Origin of the sequence: Duganella caerulea (genome assembly GCF_040362985.1) — a bacterium.
Classification (GTDB): Bacteria; Pseudomonadota; Gammaproteobacteria; order Burkholderiales; family Burkholderiaceae_D; genus Rugamonas; species Rugamonas vulcania.
The window spans coordinates 174,850-191,583 of record NZ_BPWJ01000005.1 but is presented as its reverse complement, the minus strand read 5'-3'; the positions used below and the strand labels follow the sequence as shown (position 1 = coordinate 191,583).

15 protein-coding genes are annotated in these 16,734 nt (G+C 60.6%); 13 read left to right on the top strand and 2 right to left on the bottom strand.

Going from position 1 to position 16,734, the window contains the following annotated elements:
• Nucleotides 1–21: 21 nt before the first annotated feature.
• The 8 genes from ACUJB0_RS16670 to ACUJB0_RS16635 all read left to right on the top strand — a co-directional run bounded on the left by ACUJB0_RS16670 (nt 22) and on the right by ACUJB0_RS16635 (nt 8,638).
• Entirely contained in the window at nt 22–3,015 is a 2,994-nt protein-coding gene (locus tag ACUJB0_RS16670; RefSeq protein WP_444846502.1) for a type VI secretion system Vgr family protein, read from the top strand.
• Nucleotides 3,008–3,532: an Ivy family c-type lysozyme inhibitor gene (locus ACUJB0_RS16665; RefSeq protein ID WP_444846179.1), complete on the top strand. Its 525-nt coding sequence runs from the start codon at nt 3,008–3,010 to the stop codon at nt 3,530–3,532. The genes ACUJB0_RS16670 and ACUJB0_RS16665 overlap by 8 nt, the downstream gene beginning before the upstream one ends.
• A 12-nt stretch (nt 3,533–3,544) precedes the next feature.
• Entirely contained in the window at nt 3,545–5,407 is a 1,863-nt protein-coding gene (locus tag ACUJB0_RS16660; protein ID WP_444846178.1) for a M23 family metallopeptidase, read from the top strand.
• 2 nt (nt 5,408–5,409) lie between these two features.
• Nucleotides 5,410–5,973, top strand: a complete 564-nt coding sequence (locus tag ACUJB0_RS16655) for a hypothetical protein (protein ID WP_444846177.1) — start codon at nt 5,410–5,412, stop codon at nt 5,971–5,973.
• Nucleotides 5,974–6,134: 161 nt separating this feature from the next.
• On the top strand, nt 6,135–6,911 hold the full coding sequence (locus ACUJB0_RS16650) for a hypothetical protein (RefSeq protein ID WP_444846176.1): 777 nt from the start codon (nt 6,135–6,137) through the stop codon (nt 6,909–6,911).
• A gap of 8 nt (nt 6,912–6,919) precedes the next feature.
• Nucleotides 6,920–7,807 carry a beta propeller repeat protein gene (locus ACUJB0_RS16645; RefSeq protein ID WP_444846175.1) on the top strand — a complete coding sequence of 296 codons (888 nt, stop codon included), beginning with the start codon at nt 6,920–6,922 and terminating at the stop codon, nt 7,805–7,807.
• Complete coding sequence (locus tag ACUJB0_RS16640; protein ID WP_444846174.1) at nt 7,804–8,280, top strand: hypothetical protein; 477 nt, start codon at nt 7,804–7,806, stop codon at nt 8,278–8,280. Before ACUJB0_RS16645 ends, ACUJB0_RS16640 begins: the two co-directional genes overlap by 4 nt.
• 4 nt (nt 8,281–8,284) lie before the next feature.
• On the top strand, nt 8,285–8,638 hold the full coding sequence (locus ACUJB0_RS16635) for a hypothetical protein (protein ID WP_444846173.1): 354 nt from the start codon (nt 8,285–8,287) through the stop codon (nt 8,636–8,638).
• A gap of 3 nt (nt 8,639–8,641) precedes the next feature.
• Here the strand turns inward: ACUJB0_RS16635 and ACUJB0_RS16630 are convergent, their stop codons facing one another.
• Nucleotides 8,642–9,391, bottom strand: a complete 750-nt coding sequence (locus ACUJB0_RS16630; protein ID WP_444846172.1) for a carbon-nitrogen hydrolase family protein — start codon at nt 9,389–9,391, stop codon at nt 8,642–8,644.
• On the bottom strand, nt 9,391–11,361 hold the full coding sequence (locus ACUJB0_RS16625; protein WP_444846171.1) for a phosphoethanolamine transferase: 1,971 nt from the start codon (nt 11,359–11,361) through the stop codon (nt 9,391–9,393). The genes ACUJB0_RS16630 and ACUJB0_RS16625 overlap by 1 nt, the downstream gene beginning before the upstream one ends.
• Nucleotides 11,362–11,652: 291 nt before the next feature.
• Between ACUJB0_RS16625 and rpsL the strand changes: the two genes are divergently transcribed.
• From rpsL to rpsJ, 5 genes are all read left to right on the top strand, one after another.
• On the top strand, nt 11,653–12,036 hold the full coding sequence (gene rpsL, locus ACUJB0_RS16620) for a 30S ribosomal protein S12 (RefSeq protein ID WP_008444270.1): 384 nt from the start codon (nt 11,653–11,655) through the stop codon (nt 12,034–12,036).
• Between the two features lie 148 nt (nt 12,037–12,184).
• Complete coding sequence (gene rpsG, locus ACUJB0_RS16615; protein ID WP_008444271.1) at nt 12,185–12,655, top strand: 30S ribosomal protein S7; 471 nt, start codon at nt 12,185–12,187, stop codon at nt 12,653–12,655.
• A gap of 114 nt (nt 12,656–12,769) precedes the next feature.
• Nucleotides 12,770–14,875, top strand: coding sequence for an elongation factor G (fusA, locus tag ACUJB0_RS16610; protein WP_161099789.1), 2,106 nt, complete (start codon nt 12,770–12,772; stop codon nt 14,873–14,875).
• A 69-nt stretch (nt 14,876–14,944) separates the two neighbouring features.
• Nucleotides 14,945–16,135, top strand: coding sequence for an elongation factor Tu (gene tuf / locus ACUJB0_RS16605; RefSeq protein ID WP_117012690.1), 1,191 nt, complete (start codon nt 14,945–14,947; stop codon nt 16,133–16,135).
• Between the two features lie 129 nt (nt 16,136–16,264).
• On the top strand, nt 16,265–16,582 hold the full coding sequence (gene rpsJ / locus ACUJB0_RS16600; RefSeq protein ID WP_117014469.1) for a 30S ribosomal protein S10: 318 nt from the start codon (nt 16,265–16,267) through the stop codon (nt 16,580–16,582).
• Nucleotides 16,583–16,734: the final 152 nt, after the last annotated feature.

Below are 16,734 nucleotides of genomic sequence, written 5' to 3'. Positions count from 1 at the left end.
TAAATTGCCAACTCTCGCATGATGCTAGAACTTCTGAACACTTTTACCCAAGCGACGCGCCTGCTCCGCCTGACCACCCCGCTGGGCGCCGACGCCCTGGTGGTCGAATGCCTGCGCGGAGAAGAGGGCATCAGCCAGTGCTATGCGCTGCAAGTGACGGCACTGTCGGTCGATGCGGAAATTTCGCTGAAATCGCTGCTGGGCCAGCCCGCCTTGCTGGAGCTGGATACCGCGCTGCCCGGCGGCCCGCGTTATTTTCACGGTCACATCACCGAGACCAGCATCCTGGGCGCCGACGGCGGCCTGGCGCGCTATGCGCTCACGATCAGCCCGTGGTACAGCTTTTTACGCCACGGCCGCGACAGCCGCGTGTTCCAGGACAAGAACGTGCTCGACATCCTGTCGGCCTTGTTCCAGGGCTGGCAGGGCGTCGGCAAGCTGGTGCCGGACTGGCGCTTCGACGTGCAGGACCCGGCCGCCTATCCGGTGCGCTCGCTGACCTGCCAGTACCAGGAATCCAATTTCGACTTCGCCGAACGGCTGATGCGCGAAGAGGGCCTGTTCTATTACTTTGAACACAGCGGCGCGCCGGACAGCGATACCCTCGGCGGCCACGTCATGGTGATCGCGGACCACAACGGCAGCTTCCAGCCCAACCCGCAGCCGGTGGTGCGTTTCAGCCAGCCCGGCGCGGTGATGCGCGAGGACAGCATGGACCGCTGGCGCACCGAAGCGCGCTGGGCGCCGGACGCGGTCGAACTGGCCAGCTGGGATTACCGCACCAACAGCACCCGTCCGGTCGGCGCGGCCGGCGAGGTGACCGGCGACGTGCCGCACACCAGCCGCGACACGCCGGGCGCCTACGCCTACCCGTCGCGCGAGCAGGGCCAGCGCATCGCCGACCGGCAATTGCAAGCCATCGAAGTCCTGCGCGAGACGCACGTGGGTGCGGGCACGGTGCGCACGCTGGCGCCCGGCACGACCTTCACGCTGAGCGGCCAGGCCCAGCTCGACCAAGCCGCCGACGACAGCGAGCGTACGTTTGTCGTCTTGCGCGTGCTGCACCTGGCGCACAACAATCTCAGCACCGACATCAAGCATCAGGTGGCCGGCATGCTGGGCCTGAGCGCGCTGGCGCAAACGGTCAGCAAGGAGCAATCGGGCAGCCTGCACGCGGTCGGGCAGGACAAGGGCGAGCGTCCGCTGTACCGCAACCGCATCGACGCCATCCGCAGCGACGTGCCTTACCGTAGCAGCGATGTCGACGGCCATGGCCGCGTGCTGCACCCCAAGCCGACCGTGCGCGGACAGCAGACCGCTGTCGTGGTGGGGCCCGCCGGCGCGGTCATTCATACCGACCGCGACCACCGCATCAAGGTGCAGTTCCATTGGCAGCGGGGCGAGCAGAGCCACAGCCGCCTGAACCATCCGGCGCCGGACGGCCATGTCGGCGCGCCCGGCGACGACCAGGCCGGCACCTGGGTGCGGATCGCCACGTCGCTGGCCTCGGTGGCCGGCGCCAACTGGGGCGCGGTGGCGGTGCCGCGCGTCGGCAGCGAAGTGCTGATCGATTTCATCGACGGCAATATCGACCGGCCGGTGGTGATCGGCAGCGTCTACAACGGCAGGGGGCAGGCGGATGCCCAGCACAACCAGGTCAGCCAGGGCGCCGGCGTGGCGACCGGCAATGCGCCGGCCTGGTTCCCCGGCGACGGCGGTGCGCATGCGCATCCCGCGGTGCTGTCGGGCATCAAGTCGCAGGCCATGGCGAGCAGCCAGGCCGGCAGCGGCCCCTACAGCCAGATGGTGTTCGACGACACGCCGGGCGAGCCGCGCGTGGCGCTGCAGCGGCATGCGGCCGCGCACGCCGGCACCGATGAACTGAATCTCGGTCATTTGCGCCATCAGACCGATAACCAGCGCTTGCAGACGGCAGGCTTCGGCGCCGAACTGAAGACGGAACACAGCGCCGCGCTGCGCGCCGGCCAGGGCATGTTGCTGTCGACCGATGCGCGCAATGGCGGCAATGGGGCGCAGCTTGACAGCCGCGAAGCGCAGGCGCAGATCGACGCCGGCCGGCAGTTGCAGCAGAGCCTGGCCGAAACGGCGCAGAAGCACAACGCCAGGCTGAAGGACAGCAAGGGCGCCGATGAACCGGCCGCGGAGAAGCTGCCCGCGCTCGTGGGCATGGCCGACGCGGCCAAGGTGGTGGCCGGCACGCAGGCGGGCGGCGGCGGCGACGCGGGCGGCGCCGGGCGGGTGACGGCGTACAGCGAGCCGCATCTGCAATTGTCCAGCCCGGCCGGCATCGCGGCCACCACGCCGGCCAGCGCGATTGTGCGCGCGGGCGCGACGTCGAGCATCGCTGCCGGACAGGATGTGAATTTCGCGGCGCAGGGCAACAGCGCGCATCTGGTGAAGGACGGCATCAGTCTGTTCACCTATGGCAAAGCCAGCAGCGCCGACAAGCCGAACCAGGAAACCGGCATTAAATTGCACGCGGCAAGCGGCAAGGTCAGCGTACAGAGCCAGTCGGACGTTACCAAGGTGATGGCCGACAAGCTGGTCACCGTGGCCAGCGTGAGCAAGAGCGTCAACGTGGCGGCCAAGGAGCATGTGATGCTGACGGCGCAGGGCGCTTACCTGAAGCTCGAGGGCGGCAACATCATGATCCATGGACCGGGGACGATGACGTTCAAGGCGTCGATGAAGGAGATGACGGGGCCGGCAAAAGGTGCTCCGGAATTGCCGCATCTACCAAGTCTGGGCCCGGTTGACGTGGCTGCCGGAGAAAAGATTTACAGCACGCGGGTGGACGCGGCGGGATTGTTTGAGGACACTGCAGCTGCGGCGGGGGCCGCTTATGTGATACAGCGGCAGGACGGTACGCTGCTGAAAGGTAATTTAGACCAATTTGGCCGTACAGCACGTCTATTTACGCCGGCATCGGAGAAGGTGACTGTGCTGGTTGGCGATGGCGAATGGGAAATTTTAGAGGATTCCGAATATGACTAAGAACAAGTTGGCGCTGGCAACGGTATTGTGTACCAGCCTTTTGCTGTCGACATTGGGGGCCTGCACTGCCGCAGAATCGGGCAGCGGGCAGCCGGCGGCAGACCAAGCGGCGATCGCCGCATACAACACGCAATTATTCAGCTTATTGATGAACAAAAAAAGTCCGGTGGATGGGAAGAACCACTATCAAAAAGACTTTGATCTTGCGTTTGATGCCTTGCTGGCCAAATCGACACTGGCGAAATCCGCGAAACCGGCTGTTCCTTTGAAGAAGCGCCTCATCAGCGGCCCGCAACCGGATCCAACCATCGTGCAGGACCAGCACAGTGGCCGCCAATATGTCTACTACGAAGCCTGCCAGGCGCATGCCTGCGACGAGACAAATCTGGCGTTGTTGTATGCGCCTTCCTCGAAAACCATGCTGGCCCGGTTGCACCTGGATGGCAAGGACGAGTACCTGGGTGACCCATCGCCAGCAGAAAAGACGCTGCTGGATCATTCGAAAAATACACCTTAAAGACGGTTTGTTATGAGCAAGGGAGATATCGACGCATTCCTTAAAGCGTTATTCCAGCGCGAAGCGGGGAAAAACACTCAAGTGATCAATTACGCCGGTTATATCGGCAAGTATCAATTTGGCGAAAGTGCGCTGGTGGATCTGGGGTACTACACCGCGGACGGCACCAAGGAGAACGATTGGGACGGCAAGTGGACCGGCAAGCACGGCATCAAGCAGCGTAGCGATTTCCTGGGCAGCGAGCAGGCGCAGGACGTTGCGGCCAAGGAGTGGGTGGAACTGCTGTGCAAGCGGATGAAGAAAATGAAGCTCGATGCTTATATCGGCAAGACGATCAAAGGCATCAAGATCACCGAGTCGGGCATCATCGCGGGTGCTCACTTGAAGGGCTTCGGTAACGATAAGCATCCGGGGGTTGCGCAATTTCTCAAGTCAAACGGTGCGATTGACGCGCAGGATGGCTTGAAGACCACCGTGTCCCACTACGTTGAATTATTGGCCGATTACGACCTGGGATGCTGCAATAAACTGAACCTCGCGTTCGCCGAAAAGAAGACGGGCGCGCCGATTGCCGGCCTCGATGTAAAGGTGGAGAAGAACGGCAAACCGCATGCATCCGCCAAGACTGACGACAAAGGTGTTTTGCCGCCCGTCCATGGACTCAGTGCGGGCGACCAGTATCACATATGGGTTGCCAAGTTGTCCGGTGGGTATAAGTTGTTAAAAGCCGGGGTGATGAAGGATGTGGACGCCACTCTGGCATTCTTGAGCCCGAAGGCAAAGACCACCACCTCGACGGATGAGCATAAAGGTCCTCCCGCTGAAAAAAAGGCGCCTCCCGCGCCCGTGCCGCCGAAACCGGCACCTAAGGTGGAGCGACCTGCGAATCGCCCGGAATTCACTAGCATCAAGCCGACCGAACCCGATCAACTCGATAAAAATTCGGCGATATGGGACAGGCTGCAGGCGCTGCCGTCTGTGGCAGTCGAACCATCCGCTGCCTCGTCAGAAACGTCGCCGGCGGAGCCGCCGCCAGTTCCGGTCAATGCTGCTGGGCCCGTGGAGCCTCCACAGCCTGCTGCGGAGGCTGCGCCGCAGACATCGGTTGAGCAAGCAAAGGTCACAGCAACAGAGGCCACGCCATCGGCGGGTTCGACGCCTGCTGCTGCGGCGCCGTCACCTGCTGCTGCCCCGTCGCCGCCTGCCGCCGCAGCGTCACCCGCTGCCGCCTCATCGCCTGCGACGCCGCCGGCGGCCCAAAAGCCCACTGCATCGGCAGCGTCGGTTGAGGCCGAAAAAACCCGTAGCGAAAAAGGGCATCCCAAAGCGGTCGCAAAGAAAACACCTCCACCGCCGCCACCGCCACCGCCAGCGACCAAGATGCAAAAGACGATTCCTGGGTTACTTTTCCCTCTTGAGAAGCGCCCTGAGGAGTCTTACCATGATGGCGCACGGCGCTTTGGTTCCAACCGCAGCGGCGGAACACGCAAGCATGCCGGTATTGACCTTTACGCGCCAGTGGGTACGCCGGTACGCGCGATGGCGGATGGGGTGGTTCTGCAAGTCTACGCGTTTTATGAAGGTACCTGGGTCATTGAAGTGAATCACGGCACGTTTATCGCCCGCTATGGCGAGGTCGCCAAAAAAGGCATCACGGTGAAGGCGCTCGACGACGTGAAACGCGGACAAAAACTGGGTAACGTTGGAAAACTGAACAACTTGGACATATCGATGTTACATCTGGAACTATATGGCACGACTGAGAACCCCAAGGAAAAAGGTAAAGCCCTGACCCAAAAGACGCGGCAGCCATTTCAGCGCCGGGATGATCTGATCAACCCGACGGAAAGTATCGACCAAGCAGTATTGGAGTAATAATGAATTCAAACTTTTTCAAATCGCTGCGCGCAGGTGCGCTTTTGGTATTAGCCGTTGGTGCAGTGCAGGTTGCGTGCGCGCGTCAGGAGTCGCCTGCGGCCGCGCCGGTAGTCGCGCAGCAAGCGCCGCTCGGTGTGGTGATCGGCGCATTGGCGGACTATAAGTCCTTTCGCCTCAAGAGCGCCCAGCTCCACGCGATAATCGCGCCATATTGCACCAAGGTCCGGGATAAAGCCCAAAAGCCGATGATACTTTGGGAATATACGTGTGCGCCGGACTCCGGTATTACGGGAATCAGCATGGACTCGCGGGAGGGATTCGGCGAGCCGCTTCCGAACTACATGATGTCGATCGTCGTGGACTTTCCGGCAGATCGTTTTCCGGCCATGAAGGCATTAGTAGAGAAGAAGCTGGGCCGCCCGAAGAAAAGCGGAAGTGACCATTCGGAATGGCGATATACCCTCGACAAGTCCTTAAATCAGAACGGAAATCCTGTCATCAATCTGTCTCGCGAAGACGCTGAGAGCGCCTCCCTGCAAATCGTTTTAGAGCAGGGACCGTGACGCGGCGAGGGACATCTATCTGTACACCTCGCCAGGTAAACTCATGAAATACCCTGTCCTTACACGGCCTGCCTTGCTTGCCGCCCTGATCGTGGGCGCGAACGCCGCCGCGTATGAGGATGAAAACGCGGTACCAGTTGAAACTGGGCCTGGAAGCCGGCATGGTCGTCGTCGAACAGATCGCCGTCAAGCTCGATGGCCGGGATGTGTCCATCCTGACCACGCTGCGGAACGGCGAAGCGCGCGCTTCGCAAATCGGCTGGTACGCCAGCACGCCACAATTCACCTTGCTCGGCGAGGGCGAGGAGCACCTGGACAAGTCCTTCTCCGATGTCGGCGCCACTTTCAATGGCCTTGCGATGAAACCGGCCGTCTACCGGCGCGGCTACTTCATGGGGCGCGACATCACCGAGGAATTGTTTCGCGCCGGCCTGGCGCCGTTGCCCGATCTTCAGGCCGACGCTAAAAAGCTGGCCCGGTTGCCGATGGTACGGGGACTGCGCTTCGACCAATGGCAGGGCTACGTGGCCTATTCATGGAACGCCGCCATCGCGCCGCATGCGTCGGCCGTGGTCGAGGTGCTGTACCGGGCGCTGCCGCAATTTTCGCTGACCGAGCTCGACTCGCCAGCCTTCGATCAGGCAGTGCTGCAGCACTGCGGCAATCCCGATGCGTTACGCAGCCGACTGCGCCAAACGGCCGCCGAGCCGGTGCAGGTGATGGTCGAGCGCTATGAGATTCTTTTGGCATTCATGCTGATGCGCGATGTGCAGTTGACGATCTCACAGCCGCAGTCCAACTGGCAGCGGGCGCATCCCGCCGTGTCGCTGGTGTGCGGACTGGCCAATCCTGGCTTGACGGCCAACGTATCTGGTGAGGTGAGCAATGCCAATCTCGGCTTGTCGGTGCTGGTGGTGTCGTCGATAAAGACGCCATAGGAGTGGCGATGAAATTTCTGGCCATATTCATGGCGGGCTTCATCCTGGCGCATTCCGCGTTGGCCGATGTCCATGCCTTCGACTACCGCCTCGGCGCGACCAGTGTCAGCGAGGACCAGCATCAGATTGTGATCCACGCGCAGCCTGCCGTTGCCGTGGCGATTCTGCCGGGAGGCAAAGCCTGGCCGCCGTTGTCGCTTGACGAGGCCGGGCGCATCTACGCCGGCGGCACGGTGATCGATAGCGCCACCGGCCGCGTGGCGTCGCGCGCGGATGCTGCGCTGGCGTTGCCGCACGGCGTGGAGGTGGCGGTGCTGAATGAGCGCTATCGCTTCCGGCGCGACGGCAAGGAATGCCGTCTGTCGCCACAGCAGCTCCGTCTCGATGCGAAGAAGGAGGCGCTCGATGCGCTGAAAGATGCGAATCTGGTCCTGGCCAGCGCAAGCGATACGCTGCTGGCGATGGCCACGCGCTTCGGCGCGGATGGCGCGGTGGCCGGCTATCTGGTCGAGCGTATCGACATCGCCCGCTGCCAGGTGGTGGCGGCGCAGCGGCTGGGCAACCCGGATTTACTGGTCGAGCTGGCGCATTCCGATCGGGGCGGGTGGTGGATCACCGGCTCGGTCGAGCAGACGCTGCTGCGTTCGCGCGATGGCCGCCGCTGGAGCAAGGTCAGCCTGCCTGGGGGCTTGTCGTCGCTGGTCAGCGCCTACGCGGTCAACGAGCGCGAGATCTGGCTCGCGGCCGCGCTGCCGGACGGCGACGGCCCCAGTCCGTATCTGCTGGTATATTCGGGCGACGGTGGCAAGCGCTGGCGAAATCTGAAGGTTAATGATGCCTTGCTTGCCCGGCTGCCGGCCGCCTGGCTGGAGGGACAGAAACGGCGGACACCGTGAAACTATTTAAGAAAGCTCTCTGCACCATCTTCTGTATGCTCGCAACCCAAGTCGCCCACGCCGGTTCGGTTGAGGGCCCCCATCTTGTCTGGATTAACTTGGCGCCATCTCCGCAAACCAGCAACGCCATCCTTCGCGAATTTGTGAGCGGCGGTGAACAGCTTTGCTGGGATGACGGTTTGCTCTTGTTTATGAGCGAGCGTCCACCCGCGATGACCAGTGAATTAGTGCGCGACGGCGTGGTCAGGAGGAACGCCGCTTCAATCAGAAAATTAAACGCTCTGTTGACACTTCCTTTCAAAGCGGCTTCGGATGGATTTGATGGTATTGTCGTTTATGCTGAGGACAGGAAGCCCATGCTTTATAGTCTGACGACAGGGAAGACAAACGTTCAGTCCGACACTGTCGACCGACCCTTGCATCTCAAGGGCGCTTTTTGCAACGTCATCCTACCTACCGTACGAAAGCCTTAGCTCTATGCGTCAATTAAAACTTCTCCTTCCCTGGTTGCTGTGCGCGACCGCGGGCCATGCCTCGGCATGCGCCATCAATGAGCAAGACTTGCTTCAGTCGTGGAGCCGATCCAAAGGTGGTGATTTTGAGGAGTTCAAACTGGCGCGTGAAGGCGGTGTCCGGTCGTTTTCGTCCTTTTTGGATCATCGACTGGAAATGACGGGGAGTTGGATTTTCACGAAGTGCCTTCTTCACGTTGCCAACGGAAGCAACGCAAAGCTATCGTTCGACTATAAAGTGGTGAGCTTGGACAAGGGCGTCTTGACCCTGCAGGATCGCGATTCTGGCGAGACGTCTGTGTATAAGCGCTTGCGCTAAGCGTCACGTCCCGATTGGCGCGACAACGTGCGCGTTGCCGTTCTTGTCGACCACCAGCAGGGCGCTGCCCGCCCCGGCCACCTCTGCCGATAGCACGCCGCCCGCAGCCCACCAGGCGCTGCGGCCCGCCGCCGCATAGCCGCCCGACGGCGCGGCGTGATTCGCCATCAGCACGCCCATGCCGAAGTCGCCGGCGTAGCGCTGCAGCTTGGCTGCGTCGTTGGCGTAACCCGTTTCGGAAATCAGTACTCCCGCCAGATAGATCGACGCGCCGTCCGTCGCCGCATCCGCCGCGTGCTGGGAATGCGTGGCGTCGGCGCAGATCGCCTGGGCGTAGCGTTGCCCACCCAACTCCTGGCAATGTGCGCCCATCGGCCCCGGTCGCGCGTACAGTTCTTCGCCAGGATGCAGGTACTGCTTGCGGTAGATGGTGCTTGTGCCATCGGGCAGGAAGCTGAACGCGGCGATGTGGGGCAGGGCGTCGCTGTCGCCGGCCAGCGGGGCGCCGGCGATGATGCGCATGCCGGTCGCCATGGCGGCGTCGCGTAGTGGCGCCAGGCGCGCGTCGTCCGGCGTCAGCAGGCAGTCGCGCAGCAGCGGCAATTCATAGCCGCACAGCGACAGCTCGGGAAACAGCAGCAGCTCCACGCCCTGCGCCTGCGCGGCTTCGATGAAGCGCAGGTGGATGCGGACGTTGGCCTCGATGTCGCCCGCGATGGATGGCGATTGCGCGGCGGCGATGCGGATGCCCATCACTTCTCCTGCTTCAGCGGCTTGCCCTTGTCGATCACCTCGCGGCAATCGCCCTTGAAGCTGGCGTTGTCGTAGTTGCTCCAGCCGTAGCTGTCGACGTAGCGCTTGTGCTGTTTGAACTGCTTGTTGATGAAGCTCCATTCCAGCCGCTCGTCGTCGTACTGGATGTCGCCCAGGTCCAGCAGCGTGTGGAAGATGTTCTCCGTCGCCAGCCGCGCCTTGCGGTGGCGCACCAGCTGCTTCACCTTCTCCGGATAGCGCGTCTTGTATTCGTCCGAGTACCACACCATCGCCGGCACGTGGAATTCAAACTGCGTGTTGTGGCCGTGGAAGGCGAGGTTGCAGCTGTTGTCGTACAGCGTCTGGCCGTGGTCGGCCACGTAGACCATCGAGCTCAATTGCTGCGTGTCCTTCAGCTGGTGGATCACCTGCGACAGGAACCAGTCGGTGTAGAGGATGGAATTGTCGTAGCTGTTGTTGAGCTGCGGCTTGATCTTGGTGTCGGTGTAGACCGGCTTGTCGACACCGAACAGCGACGGCTGCCACTTGTCGAACGCCTTCGGATAGCGCTGGCTGTAGTTCCAGTGGTTGCCCAGCGTGTGCAGCACGATCAGCTTTTTCGGCGCCGGGTCGGCGATGGCGTGCTGCAGCGGCTCGAGCAGGATCTGGTCGAAGTTGGAGTTGTTGGTGAAGCCGCCCAGGTTCATGAACTGGATCACGTCCGCTTCCTTGGCGAACACCGACACCGGCGTGTCGAACTGGCCGAACGAGATCTGGTTGGACAGCCACCAGGTCTTGAAGCCGGCTTCTTTATAAGCGGTCAGGAAGGATTTTTCCGAGAAGCCGTCCTTCAGGCTCTGCGTGGCCGGCTTGCGCGAGATGATCACCGGCACCGACAGCCGCGTGGCCGACACCGCCGTGATCACGTCCGGCAGCGTGACCAGGTTGGCTTCCTGCTTGAGCAGCGGCGTGGTGTCGCGCTGGTAGCCGTTGATGCCCCAGCGGTCGTAGCGCGACGATTCGCCGATCACCATGATGACGATTTCCGGCGTGTCGTTCTTTTGCGGCTGGTGCGCCTTGAAGGTGAAGCTGCTGCTGCGCCGGCCCAGGTCGGCGAGGTATTTGCGTTCCTTATAAAAGTCGACGCCGCGCGCGGTCAGGCCGAACGGCCACGACGAGGCGAAGTCGTCGAAGCCCAGCGGCGAGCGCACCCACCACGGCATCTGCGCCAGCGCCCAGCCGGTGCGGCCGGCGCCGGCGATGGCGGCGTGCTCGGGTGAGCTGTCCTCCTCGGCGTCTTCTTCTTCCTCGTCGGACGCGTCGTCGCTCGCCGACGCATCGCTGGCGCCGGCCGAGGCGGTGGTGCCGGCCTGGCTGGGCGCCGATTCAGGCGCCGAACCGCTGGCAGAACCCGGCGCCGGGCCGGCCGCCTTGGATGCCGACACCGACGCGGCCTTCTGCGCCGGCTTGGCGCGCACGCCGAACTCCCAGCCGTAGAGCCACAGCGCGGCGATGGCCGCCAATATCAGCAGCGCGATCCAGCGCGTCTTGCCGCGCCAGGCCAGCATGGGGCTGCGGCGCGCGGCCATCTGCACGGCGATCCACCACGCGATCACGGCCAGCATCACCGCGCCCATCAGCCACACTTTACGGCCGAGGAATTCCAGCGCCTCCCTGGGACTGGTCTCGGCGATGATGCCCAGGTGGTGGGTGGAGATGCCCTGGCCATAGTAGATGAACAGGTAGATCTCGGTCGGCAGCGCCAGGAAGGCCGGGATCAGCAGCCAGTGGAACCAGGCCGGACGCTGCAGCACGCCCCACACGGCGGTCCAGGCCAGCAGCTCGACCAGCAGGATGCGGCCCAGCTCCGGCACCTGCCGTCCCAGCAGCAGCGGCACGCACGGCACCAGCGACAGCAGCAGGTAGCTGGCAAGGACAAACAGCGGGGCGGGGCGCAGCAAAGATCGCATAGGGAAGAATAATGAGAGACAGTCTGCTATTATCAAGTGTTTCTTGACCTTTCAGCTAGTGTTTGCGTACCCGCCGGGGCCGCATTCCGCCGCGAAATAGATTGACTGGTGTCCCAACCACGTCTATACTCGCGAGTTCTCAATTTATTCTGCACATCGTATACGCTGTTTCAGGCCGCTCCACGCGAGTGGCTATTCGCGCCTCCGTTGTGTCCGTAGATAGGGACGAGGTTTTAGTCGCCGGACAGCTGTCCGGGTTATTAATGTTGTAATTTTGTTGGGTTTATAACGATGCCAACCATCAATCAACTGATTCGCAATCCACGCGTCGCCCTGACCGTGAAAAGCAAATCGCCGGCGCTGGAAAACAGCCCGCAAAAGCGCGGTGTTTGCACCCGTGTGTACACCACCACTCCTAAGAAGCCTAACTCGGCTCTGCGTAAAGTGGCCAAAGTGCGTCTGACCAACGGTTTCGAAGTGATTTCGTACATCGGCGGTGAAGGCCACAACCTGCAAGAGCACAGCGTTGTTCTGCTGCGCGGCGGTCGTGTAAAAGACTTGCCAGGTGTGCGTTACCACATGGTTCGCGGTGCACTGGATACCCAGGGCGTTAAAGACCGTAAGCAAGCTCGCTCGAAATACGGTACCAAGCGTGCCAAGCAAGCCAAGAAGTAATCTGCATTAAAAGTTTTCGCTCAGTGGCAGCTAACTAAGTGAATGTAATCGACCGCAGTGGTCGAGTAAGTGGATGGCTATGATGGCCCTCCGCGAGAGTGCGAATCCCATATCTGCGCACCTCAACTGAAGATTGAAAGGAATTGATATGCCACGTCGTCGTGAAGTACCCAAGCGCGAGATTCTGCCGGATCCAAAATTCGGCAACACGGATGTCGCGAAGTTCGTGAACGTTCTGATGCTGTCCGGTAAAAAATCGGTCGCAGAAAACATCATCTACGGTGCCTTCGAGCACATCGCCGCCAAGTCGGGCAAAGACCCGCTGGAAGTGTTCGCTACCGCGATCAACAACGCCAAGCCACTGGTTGAAGTCAAATCCCGTCGCGTCGGTGGTGCAAACTACCAGGTGCCGGTCGAAGTGCGCCCAGTGCGTCGTATGGCCCTGTCCATGCGCTGGCTGCGTGAAGCTGCCAACAAGCGCAGCGAAAAATCCATGCCACAACGCCTCGGCGGTGAGCTGATGGAAGCGGCTGAAGGCCGCGGCGGTGCGATGAAGAAGCGTGACGAAGTTCACCGTATGGCTGAAGCGAACAAGGCGTTCTCGCACTTCCGCTTCTAATAAAATCGGCCAGATCCTTCTTGGTCTGGCTGTTATCCGTTGTTCGAGGCCGGGCTCATTTTTGTCACCAAAAATGGCGCTCGGTTTTGTCCATTAAACGATTTAGGATTAATTATGGCCCGCAAGACCCCCATCGAGCGCTACCGCAATATCGGTATCTCCGCTCACATCGATGCAGGTAAGACCACCACCACCGAGCGCGTTCTGTTCTACACGGGCGTGAACCACAAGATCGGTGAAGTTCACGATGGCGCCGCCACCATGGACTGGATGGAGCAGGAACAAGAGCGCGGCATTACCATTACCTCGGCAGCGACTACCTGCTTCTGGAAGGGTATGGCTAACAACTTCCCTGAGCACCACATCAACATCATCGACACGCCGGGCCACGTTGACTTCACCATTGAAGTTGAACGCTCGATGCGCGTGCTGGATGGCGCTTGCATGGTTTACTGCGCAGTGGGCGGTGTACAGCCTCAGTCGGAAACCGTATGGCGTCAGGCCAACAAGTACAAAGTGCCACGTCTGGCCTTCGTCAACAAGATGGACCGTACCGGCGCCAACTTCTTCAAGGTCTACGAGCAGATGCGCGCTCGCCTGAAGGCCAACCCGGTCCTGATCCAGATCCCGATCGGCGCTGAAGAAAACTTCAAGGGCGTGATCGACCTGGTCAAGATGAAAGCCATCATCTGGGACGACGCTTCCCAGGGCATGAAGTTCGACTACGTCGATATCCCTGCAGAGCTGGCCGATTCGGCCGCCGAGTGGCGCGAGAAGATGGTTGAAGCCGCTGCTGAAGCGAACGAAGACCTGATGAACAAGTACCTGGAAGAGGGCGACCTGTCCGAAGCCGAAATCAAGAAAGCGCTGCGTGATCGCACCATCGCTTCCGAGATCGTGCCGATGATGTGCGGTACCGCTTTCAAGAACAAGGGCGTACAGGCCATGCTGGACGCGGTCATCGAGTTCCTGCCATCGCCGCTGGACATCGACGACGTCAAGGGCACCGACGAGCACGACGAGCCTGCCACCCGTAAAGCTTCCGACGAGGAGAAATTCTCGGCGCTGGCGTTCAAGATCATGACCGACCCGTTCGTTGGCCAGCTGGCCTTCTTCCGCGTGTACTCCGGCATGATCAACTCGGGCGACACCGTGTACAACTCGGTCAAAGGCCGTAAAGAGCGTCTGGGTCGTATTCTGCAGATGCACGCCAACCAGCGCGAAGAGATCAAAGAAGTGCGCGCCGGCGACATCGCCGCCGCGGTTGGTCTGAAAGACGTGACCACCGGCGAAACCCTGTGCGATCCGACCTCGATCATCACCCTGGAAAAAATGGTCTTCCCAGAGCCAGTGATTCAACAGGCTGTGGAACCAAAAACCAAGGCTGACCAGGAAAAAATGGGTCTGGCACTGAACCGTCTGGCTCAGGAAGATCCTTCGTTCCGCGTCAAGACCGACGAAGAGTCGGGCCAGACCATCATCGGTGGTATGGGCGAGCTGCACCTGGAAATTATCGTCGACCGTATGAAGCGCGAATTCGGCGTGGAAGCGACCGTCGGCAAGCCACAGGTGGCGTACCGCGAAACGATCCGCAAGACCTGCGAAGAATCCGAAGGCAAGTTCGTCAAGCAGTCGGGTGGTCGTGGTCAATACGGTCACGTGGTTCTGAAGATCGAACCGCAAGAACCAGGCAAGGGCTTCGAATTCGTTGACGCGATCAAGGGCGGTACCGTTCCTCGCGAATACATCCCTGCGGTGGAAAAAGGCGTGCGCGGCACCCTGAACACCGGTGTTCTGGCTGGCTACCCAGTGGTCGACGTCAAGGTCACGCTGTTCTTCGGTTCGTACCACGACGTGGACTCGAACGAAAACGCGTTCCAGATGGCCGCTTCGATGGCATTCAAGGAAGGCTGCCGCAAAGCGTCGCCAGTCATCCTGGAGCCGATGATGGCTGTGGAAGTGGAAACGCCGGAAGACTACGCCGGTACCGTGATGGGCGACCTGTCGTCCCGCCGCGGTATGGTGCAGGGCATGGACGAAATCCCAGGCGGCGGTGGCAAGATCATCAAAGCTGAAGTGCCTCTGTCGGAAATGTTTGGTTACTCGACCACCCTGCGTTCCGCAACGCAAGGCCGTGCGACCTACACGATGGAATTCAAGCACTACTCGGAAGCGCCTAAGCACGTTATCGACGCGATCGTTACCGCTAAAGCTAAGTAATCAGTATCTATTGCCGCCGGGGAGATCCTCCGGCGGCATATTTAAAACATTGTTCTAAGGAAGAATAAAATGGCAAAAGAGAAATTCGAACGGACCAAGCCGCACGTCAACGTCGGCACCATCGGCCACGTCGACCACGGCAAGACCACCCTGACCGCTGCGATCGCAACCGTTCTGTCGAAGAAATTCGGCGGCGAAGCTAAAGCCTACGACCAGATCGACGCTGCTCCAGAAGAAAAAGCACGCGGCATCACCATCAACACCGCACACGTCGAATACGAAACCGCTGGCCGTCACTACGCTCACGTTGACTGCCCAGGCCACGCCGACTACATCAAAAACATGATCACCGGCGCGGCACAGATGGACGGCGCGATCCTGGTTTGCTCCGCAGCTGACGGCCCAATGCCACAGACCCGCGAGCACATCCTGCTGGCCCGTCAAGTTGGCGTTCCATACATCATCGTGTTCCTGAACAAGTGCGACCTGGTCGACGACGCGGAACTGCTGGAACTGGTTGAAATGGAAGTGCGCGAGTTGCTGTCGAAGTACGACTTCCCAGGCGACGACCTGCCGATCGTTAAAGGTTCGGCCCGTATGGCGCTGGACGGCGACACCGGCCCAATGGGCGAGCAGGCCATCATGGCCCTGGCCGAAGCACTGGACAGCTACATCCCTACGCCAGAGCGCGCAGTGGACGGCGCCTTCCTGATGCCAGTGGAAGACGTGTTCTCGATCTCGGGTCGCGGTACCGTTGTGACCGGTCGTATCGAGCGCGGCATCATCAAGGTCGGCGAAGAGATCGAAATCGTCGGCATCAAAGACACCGTCAAAACCACTTGCACCGGCGTGGAAATGTTCCGCAAGCTGCTGGACCAGGGTCAAGCTGGCGACAACGTTGGTCTGCTGCTGCGCGGCACCAAGCGTGAAGACGTGGAACGTGGTCAAGTTCTGGCCAAGCCAGGCTCGATCAAGCCACACAACCACTTCACCGGCGAGATCTATGTTCTGTCGAAAGACGAAGGCGGCCGTCACACCCCGTTCTTCAACAACTATCGTCCACAGTTCTACTTCCGTACGACTGACGTGACCGGTTCGATCGAACTGCCAGCGGACAAAGAAATGGTTATGCCAGGCGATAACGTGTCGATCACCGTCAAGCTGATCAACCCGATCGCGATGGAAGAAGGTCTGCGCTTCGCAATCCGCGAAGGCGGCCGTACCGTTGGTGCAGGCGTTGTTGCTAAAATCATCGCTTAATTTTTAAGCGCTGACGTAAAACAGGGTCGACAAGGTGTGATACCATGTCGACCCTGTTGTGGTAAGAAACCGTTCTTTTTAAATTGCTGACGCTACATAGTTGTCAGTTCGCTCTTTTGAGGAAATATCATGTCCGTTACCAATCAAAAAATCCGTATCCGCCTGAAGGCTTTCGACTACAAGCTGATCGACCAGTCCGCACTGGAAATCGTTGACACCGCCAAGCGCACCGGCGCCGTGGTCAAGGGCCCAGTCCCACTGCCAACCCGCATCCAGCGTTTCGACGTTCTGCGTTCGCCACACGTCAACAAGACCTCGCGCGACCAGTTCGAAATCCGCACCCACCAGCGCCTGATGGACATCGTCGACCCAACCGACAAGACCGTTGACGCACTGATGAAGCTGGACCTGCCAGCTGGCGTTGACGTCGAAATCAAGCTGCAATAATCGCTTTCAAGCCGGCCGGCGGAGCAGTTCTTCCGCCGCCAGCTGATGATGGGGCCGGGCCTGTTCGCAATCGCGAGCACGCCCGGCCCCATTGTTTTTTGTATGAATATTCATAACGAAATTGTTCCGAAAAACAACAGATCCATACATAA